At 62.4% G+C, this 7,419-nt stretch carries 5 protein-coding genes; 3 read left to right on the plus strand and 2 right to left on the minus strand.

Annotated features, from left to right (window positions below):
• Positions 1–325: 325 nt before the first annotated feature.
• Positions 326–1,774: a PHB depolymerase family esterase gene (locus tag P8R42_19365; protein ID MDG2306767.1), complete on the plus strand. Its 1,449-nt coding sequence runs from the start codon at positions 326–328 to the stop codon at positions 1,772–1,774.
• A gap of 966 nt (positions 1,775–2,740) precedes the next feature.
• Here the strand turns inward: P8R42_19365 and P8R42_19370 are convergent.
• Positions 2,741–2,995 (minus strand): transcriptional repressor, encoded by a 255-nt coding sequence (locus P8R42_19370; GenBank protein ID MDG2306768.1) that lies wholly within the window; start codon positions 2,993–2,995, stop codon positions 2,741–2,743.
• A 308-nt stretch (positions 2,996–3,303) separates the two neighbouring features.
• On the opposite strand from P8R42_19370, the gene P8R42_19375 reads away from it, so the two are divergent.
• Positions 3,304–3,459, plus strand: coding sequence for a hypothetical protein (locus tag P8R42_19375; GenBank protein ID MDG2306769.1), 156 nt, complete (start codon positions 3,304–3,306; stop codon positions 3,457–3,459).
• A 32-nt stretch (positions 3,460–3,491) separates the two neighbouring features.
• The gene (locus P8R42_19380) at positions 3,492–6,890 is read left to right on the plus strand and encodes an AAA family ATPase (GenBank protein ID MDG2306770.1); all 3,399 of its coding nucleotides are present in this window, start codon (positions 3,492–3,494) and stop codon (positions 6,888–6,890) included.
• A gap of 316 nt (positions 6,891–7,206) precedes the next feature.
• Here P8R42_19380 and P8R42_19385 read toward each other — a convergent pair.
• Positions 7,207–7,419: IS3 family transposase (locus tag P8R42_19385; GenBank protein MDG2306771.1), on the minus strand; the 213-nt coding region annotated here is incomplete at its 5' end.

The following is a 7,419-nucleotide window of genomic DNA, read 5'->3' on the forward strand; positions in this document are numbered from 1 at the left end:
GACGTCGTGTCTTGCGCTGAATGTCGCGGACGACCTTCTCCGCGCTTTCTCCCTTTCCCATCGGATTCTCCTTCCGTTTGGGCCGGGAGTGTCTCTTATTTCATCGACCTATTTGGTCCAACCGTCTCTGAACCCGAACACACTATTTCGGATACGATTGGGCAATCTTCATTAAGCATGTTTCCTACCGTCTCCCATGCGCTTTCCGATTCGACGTAGCGGAGCCCTTGATATTCGCCGTTAAGAGAAAGCGTTTGCGGCAGGCTCTGCCGTCAAAAGCCCGCCTGGCGCTGAAAATGAAACCGAAACACTCAAAAGCAGACGCTTGAACCAGGCGCTCATGTTAGAACACGTGAGTGTGACGAAAAGATATCTTTCCATTTCGCTGGCGGTGGGAGTTCTGGCCCTGCTTGACGCTGCAAACGTGGCTCCGGTGGCCGCGCAGTCGAACCCGGGGGACTACGCCCGTTCGATTGTCTTCGACGGGCGGACGCGCACCTACAACGTCCACGTTCCACCGAGTTATGTTGCAGGTTCGGCAGTCCCGCTGGTCATGGACTTTCATGGCTATACTTCGAACAGCAATGAGCAAGCCGCCATGTCGGGGTTCCGTGAGGTTTCAGACGCGGAAAATTTCATCGTCGCTTACCCGCAAGGTCTCGGCAATTCCTGGAACGCCGCGACGTTTTGCTGCGGCGACGCGTGGGCTGCGGGGCTCGACGATGTGGGTTTGGCGCTGGCGATCGTCGAGGCGATCTCGGTCGAATTCACAGTAAATCCCGAACGGGTCTACGCCACGGGCCTCTCGAATGGTGGCGCTCTCTCGCATCGTCTCGCCTGTGAGGCGAGTGAAGTCTTTGCAGCCACGGCGCCTGTAGCTTTTCCGCTTGGAATTCTTCCGCTCACGGCATGCGAGCCATCTCGACCCATCACGGTGGCTCATTTCCACGGGCTTGGGGATTCGGTCGTTCCTTACGCGGGCACGTTCTGGGCACCCGCGTCGCAAGAGAGTTTTGCAAGCTGGGCGGAAAAGAATCAGTGCGCAGGTTCACCAGTCGTGAACGGGCCCTGCGAGACGTTTACGCAGTGCGCCGACGGAGTGGAGACGACATTATGTAGCCTGAACGGGGACCATATCATCTACGACAATTCAAATAACTTCTCGATTGCATCATATGCCTGGAACATTCTCTCTCGATTCACGCTCTCGCAAGATGAGCCAAACGAAGCAACGGCGGTGGCGGGCAATAGCCTCCTCATCAAGGACAAGACCGACGCTACGCGGCGCAAGATCGTTCTTTCGCTCAAGGATCCCGCCATCGACACGTCCCCCGAATCGGGCATCAACCCCGCCTTGGGTGGCCTGACGGTGAAGTTCTACAATGCCGCAGGCGGTAACGACGTTGCCTGCTACGACCTTCCCGCGGGGGAAGCATGGCGCCAAAGCGGTTCCATCACTGGCCCGACTTACAACTACAGAGATTCCCAGGCACGGTTCGGGCCCTGCCGTTCGGTGACCATCAAGGATGGTCAGCAGCTGCGCATCACGTGCGCGGGCCGCCGCGCACCTATTACCTACTCGCTCAATGAACCCGCGCAGGAGGCCGTAGCGGTGCGGGTCGAAAGTGGGGATACGGCTTATTGTGCAGTTTTCGGTGGCATAGTGATCAGTGATTCCGGCATCGAGCCACTGAGCCCCCGGGGTAAGGGACTCTTCAAGGCGAAGCTCGCTCCATCACCCGCGTCCTGTCCGCCGGCACCGCCCTGCCCCTAGCAAGCTGATGTCCTGCGCCCCCGCAGGTCAAACCGCAATGCGTGGGTCAGAGGCAGAGGTAAACGAGGACCCCAACGCGATGGCCAGCGTCCGAATCGAGATCTTCATGGGGCTGCACCTGAGTTCGTGGGCGCGGCTTGTGGCTTCCAAACGCTCTCCCGGGAGCTCTCTGCGCGTCAAGATGAGGGTTTGATGCCTGACGCGCAAACGCAGAAACGCCGTGCTTGGCCCGCTTGATAAGCAGGCCGCAGACAGCGCTTGGAGAGTTCGAGTTGTGCCCCTCATTTTGATTCACACGTGATGACGCCAGCGATTCTCTCGCTGTGCATGTGCTGATTCTGATTGGTAGCCGCAGGTTTTCCCGATCGCGGAGTGAGCTGTGCAACCTCAGGGCAAGTAGGGGTTGGGCTAATGAAAGAGGGTTGCGTAAAAAAAACTTGATGTGCACTACAGTCATGGCGTTGTAAAAAGTCCATTAAATCGAATATGATATAGATCTTTTTGAAAAGTGCCCCATGGATATACGGATAGCCGACAGAAAGCCTCTTTTTGGCTCCAAGACGACTTAACGGCGCTTTACCGGACGTATGCGTGCGCCTCTTTCTGCCTCATGAACGGATGAAGAGCCTCTCATACAAGTGGGTGTTCGTACTCATCGCGTTAGCGGTCGCGATCTTCTTTGGCATCACCGACCCTGTTCTTCCCGCCTGGGGCGCTAGACAGTACCGTTCGAGAGGCGGTACTCGACCTAAACGGCTTATTTGCCCGGGTTGCCGGGTAGCCTCCACCGCGAATCCTAGATCCAGGTCCGGTTTTCGGGTCCCAGCGGCCGCGGCGCAGCGGCTGGGCGGCTTCGGCCGATCGTCCGCTCCGGCATGGCGCGTTGGTCCGTTGCTCTCATGACTGCGACGCCTACCGCGATTCGATTGCTATAACGATTCTGGGGCCGCGGTCGCAGTCCCGGCGTCAACAGGACGCGCAGCGCCCGCGCAGGACGACGTCCTGAACATCGCGGATCTGCGAGCTCGCCTTGCCCAGCATCGGGATCTTGAGAGTCGGTAGGCAAACAACTTCGCCGCAGTGGTTGCAGAGGAAGTGCGGGTGCTCCCTGTCTGCCTTCGGGCGATCCGCGCGGCTCTCGAAGCGCCCGACGTGATCCCCTAGCTCCACACGACTCGCGAGGCCCACTCCGACCAGGTCGTTGAGGTTGCGGTACATCATCGCTCAGTCGAACCCGAGGGGAACGAGCTCCTCGGCGAGGTCGGCGTGACTCAGGGGCTACTTGGTGACCTCGAGGCGGCCCAGCACTTCAAGGCGCGGAATCGTGGCCCGGAGTCACGTGCTCGCGAATCTGTTCGCGGAGGCGGTTGGGGCGTGTCTCCGCTCCTTCGCCCGTCGTCTTGCCGGCGCGTTTCAAGGCCCACCTGGAAATCGAGTTGGGGGTCGTTCGGCAAGATTCCCACTGCGACTTCCTCGCGAATAGGATTCGGACGAGACGAGCTCGATGGTGCGCTGGCGGTCACCTGGGCATGCAAGGACGGGACCAGGGCAGGCGGCGGTGGATTGCCGCGCTGGGAGCACTCGCGCTCTTTGCCGTCTTCACGCCGGGCGGCGTCGTCCACGAGTACGACCACAGCTCGGGTCCAACCGTCCCTGGACCCCCAGGCGAGGATCCGCTCGACTAGGTCGCCCAATATGGGCTTTATATCCGTCGGGTATGCCACGGAAGCTCGCAGGGAAGGACCGGACTTCGAAGCCGGGAGTGTTTGTGGGCCGAAAGGCGCTCCTGGATCGATTCGACGCGAACTTGCGCCAGGTTCGGTCTGGTCAGGGTCGCTTCATCTCGGTCATCGGCGCCCCCGGCATCGGCAAAGCGACTCTCGTGCAGAACGTCTGCGCGCGCGCGCGCGAGCAGGGGCTCCGTGTGGCGCAAAGCCGCTGTCAGGAGAGAACGGCGGCGCATCCCTTCTGGGCGTGGACCCAGATCCTGCGGGACCTGCCCGACACACAGTACGCGACAAGAATCGAGGCGTTTGGGGCTGCACGCAGCGGCCACGCGAGCGAGCGCAGCGACGCACCATTTGCACTCGCCCATGCCAACGACGAGGCACGGCTCGAACTCTTCGACGAAATCTCCGGCTTCATCCAGCGTACCGCCCTGCAACAGCCGCTCGTTTGCGTGTTCGAAAATGTTCAATGGGCGGACAAGGCCTCCGCCCTTCTGCTCGGGTTCGCAGCCCGCGAATTGGCCCGCGTGCCCCTTCTTCTCCTCTCGACCCACGACTCCGCCGACGCCGACGCCGACGCCGCGGATCGCAGCCTCGACTCGATTCGCTCGTGGTCCCACGAGCACACCCGCGAAGAGATTCATCTCGAGGGCCTTGATCCGACCGAGGCGAGAACGTTCGTGGGCCACGTTGCGGGCCGAATAATCCCGGAGTCCGAGATGGCGCCCCTCGTGGCCAACGCCGGGGGAAACCCGCTCTTCCTGCGCGAGGCGGCGCGAGACCACCTCGACGGCGATCGAGGCACGGAAGGAACCACCGCCCACGATCCACCCCGAGGTGAAACGCGCCATGCGGGGTCGCCTGAGGACTACCACTCCCTCGTTCTTCAGCGGGTCGCCAGACTCGAAGCTGCAACCCGGCATCTCTTGAAGGCGGCCGCCATTGTGGGCGAACGTTTCGAAGTCTCCATGGTATCGAAGATGCTCGGGCAGAACACCGAAACCCTGCTGGAGCACGCCGCGGTCATCGCTGCGCTGGACGAGGCGTGCGTAGCCGACCTGACGCAACCAGTCCCTGGAAAGTTGACGCACTATCAGTTCACACACTCCCTGATTCGCAAAGCGCTCTGTCGAGCGATGCAGCCCAGTGAGCGTCGTGAGCTACATCGCCGCGCGGTCCTCGCGCTCGAATCCGAAACCGACGCGAATTCCGAGTTGCATCTCACCCAGCTCGCCTCCCACAGCTACGAGTGCGCCCTGGCCGGAGAAGCGGTGCGGGCCGGGCGGTACAATCATCGGGCGGCCCAAAGGGCCGAGAAACTTCTTGCCTTCGACGAGGCGGCCCTGTTCTACGACCGCACGATCGAAGCGCACCGCTTGCATGCACCCAAAGAGCGGCGCGAGTTCGGCGGCCTGTTGCTGCAGGCCGGCTCGGCCCATGGGTGGGCCGGCGGCTGGGAACGCTCGCGCGAGATCTTCGAGGAAGCTCTCGCCATCGGCCGAGACTTGCAGGACGACACGATTTTCTGCTGGGCCACTCTGGGGACGCTCGGGCCGTGGCATATCGCCGGTCCGGTCAACGAACGGACCGTCGAGCGGCTCGAAGAGGCACTGGCCAGGACACCGCTGCAGGAGTCTCTGCTGCGTATGCATCTCGTGAGCCGTCTCGCGGGCGAGCTGCGCTTCTGTGGGCGCGCAGCTCGCGGAGAAGAATTGACCCGCGACATGCTGGCCCGGGCACGGCAAAGTGGCGATCGCGACCTTCTCGCCCATTGCTGTTCCCTGGCCCGCTTCGGAATCTGGGGACCGAAGAACCTCGAAGAGCGCCTCGCCGTCGCGACGGAAGGATTGGAGTTGTGCCACTCGGTTCCATCTCGCTTTCTGGAGTTCGCCTCGCGCCTGTGGAAGGCGATCGACCTCCTAGAGTCCGCGCGCTGCCGAGAGGCTTGGGCGGAGATCGATTGCCTTCAATCGATCGCGCAAGAGTCGCGCACACCGGCGTTGGTGTGGCAGAGCCGGATCTTCTCTGCCACGAAAGCCCTCCTTCGGGGAGACTTCGCGGCCGCCGAGCAGATCGCCAACGACGCTCTATCCGTTGGAATGCGCGCGAACCTCAGCGATGCGCCGATCCTCCACGGGGTCTTCCGATTTCAGTTCTGCTGGCTTCGTGGAACCCTCGACGAGCTCGAGACCGCGATCACCATGCTCGTAAACCTGGATCCCGGCCATTCCGCCTGGCGAGCCGGAATGGCGATGATGTACCTCGAAACCGACAGACGAGGGCAGGCTCGCGAGCAACTCGCCCTCTTCATGTCCGATGGCCTCGATACAATCGAGGACACTCCTGCCTACCTCGGAGCGTTGACCCTCGCGGGCGAGGTTTCCGTCGGACTTCGGGACGCTGAGGTCGCCCGCACGCTTTATGATGAGCTCGTACCCTATGCCGGTCGTCTCGTGGTGCTCGGAAACGCCACGGCTTGCCACGGTGCGGTCGACTCCCTCCTGGGTGCGCTCGCGGACGTCGCCGGGCGCGACGACGATGCCGAAGGCCACTTTGCGTCTGGCCTCGAACTGGAATCCAGACTGGATGCGGCTCCCCTGACGACGAAGACGAGGCTCGCATGGGGGCTTTGGCTTGCGAAAGAAGACCCGGCGCAGGCGCGGGAGCTGTTGGCGCGATCCGCACGAGACGCGGAGGCGTTGGGCATGGTTCGCATCCGAGACGCCGCACGTGCCGCCCTCGACCGTTTGCGTGCGGCTCACGAAACCGGCGAATCGGCCCCCGGAAACACCTCGGCCCCGAAGACGCTCGAGGCAAGGGCAACGATCCGGCGCACGGGAGACTACTGGACGATCCGCACGAATGCGGACGAGATCCAAATCAAGGACAGCAAAGGCCTCGCCTATCTGACTCATCTTCTGAGGCACCCGCAACGGGAGTTCCCGTCGATCGAACTCCTTGAACTGACCGACCCCACGCAGCGGACGCAGAGCTCGGTTCCGGACCGACGGCGCCCCATCGACGACGCTCTTTCGGGCATCGATACAACCGCGATCGACAGCTATCGCAACCGGTTGCGCGCGCTGCGCGCCGAGCGCGATGAAGCCGAAGAGAACAACGACATCGGCCGGGAAGCCGCCCTGCAGAGCGAGATCGAGTTTCTTGCCCAGGAGCTGGCTCAGGCTCTGGGCCCCGGTGGCCGACCGCGACGCGCGGGCTCCGACGTCGAACGAGCTCGTCTCAACGTCACCCGGGCGATCAAGCGGGCGATCGAACGAATCCAAGAAGGGCACCCGGCTCTCGGTCGGTCGCTGAGCGCGACGATCCGGACGGGCAACCTGTGCTCGTACGAGCCGGATCCGGACCGGCCTCTCACCTGGGACGCTTGACCCGGCCGCTCCGACTTCGCCGCCCGGGCGCCGCGACTTCGCCAAGTCGTGAGAATCGGCCATGGAACCTCGTTCCGGCCGATTGAGCGCACTCCTTTCGAGACTTTCATTCGCTTGCGCCCGTTGGTCACTCAGCCGGCAGAGCCAGAAGCCGCCAAAAGGCGGCCACCATGAACCGCTCGACGATTTTGACCCTCCTCCTCCTGCATGCATTCGCAACGCCGGCAACGGCCAAGATCCTCGGTCTGTACGTCGTCAAAGACGTCGGGATCAGTGGGCCTGATTTATAAGAGACACTTCCGGCACGTTTGCCCGCCTAGGCCGCACGTAGATTCTGCCGCTCACGACGAGCCATCGTCTTCTTCTTGATCTGTTCGCGGCGCGTCAGGATCGCGGTGCGCCGCCCATGATATGCATCGGCTGGAGTCACGTTGTCCAGTGACTCGTGGTAGCGCCGGTGGTTGTAGTGCTCGACGAAGCGACCGATCGAGCGCTCGATCTTTCCCTGCGTTTGCGGATGGTACGGCGC

Source organism: Candidatus Binatia bacterium (assembly GCA_029243485.1).
GTDB lineage: Bacteria > Desulfobacterota > Binatia > UBA12015 > UBA12015 > VGTG01.

Bases quoted from the DNA above. Each gene is read 5' to 3' on its own strand.
- P8R42_19370 (MDG2306768.1), bottom strand. From the start codon at position 2,995: ATGATGTACCGCAACCTCAACGACCTGGTCGGAGTGGGCCTCGCGAGT.
- P8R42_19375 (MDG2306769.1), top strand. From the start codon at position 3,304: ATGCAAGGACGGGACCAGGGCAGGCGGCGGTGGATTGCCGCGCTGGGA.
- P8R42_19380 (MDG2306770.1), top strand. From the start codon at position 3,492: ATGCCACGGAAGCTCGCAGGGAAGGACCGGACTTCGAAGCCGGGAGTG.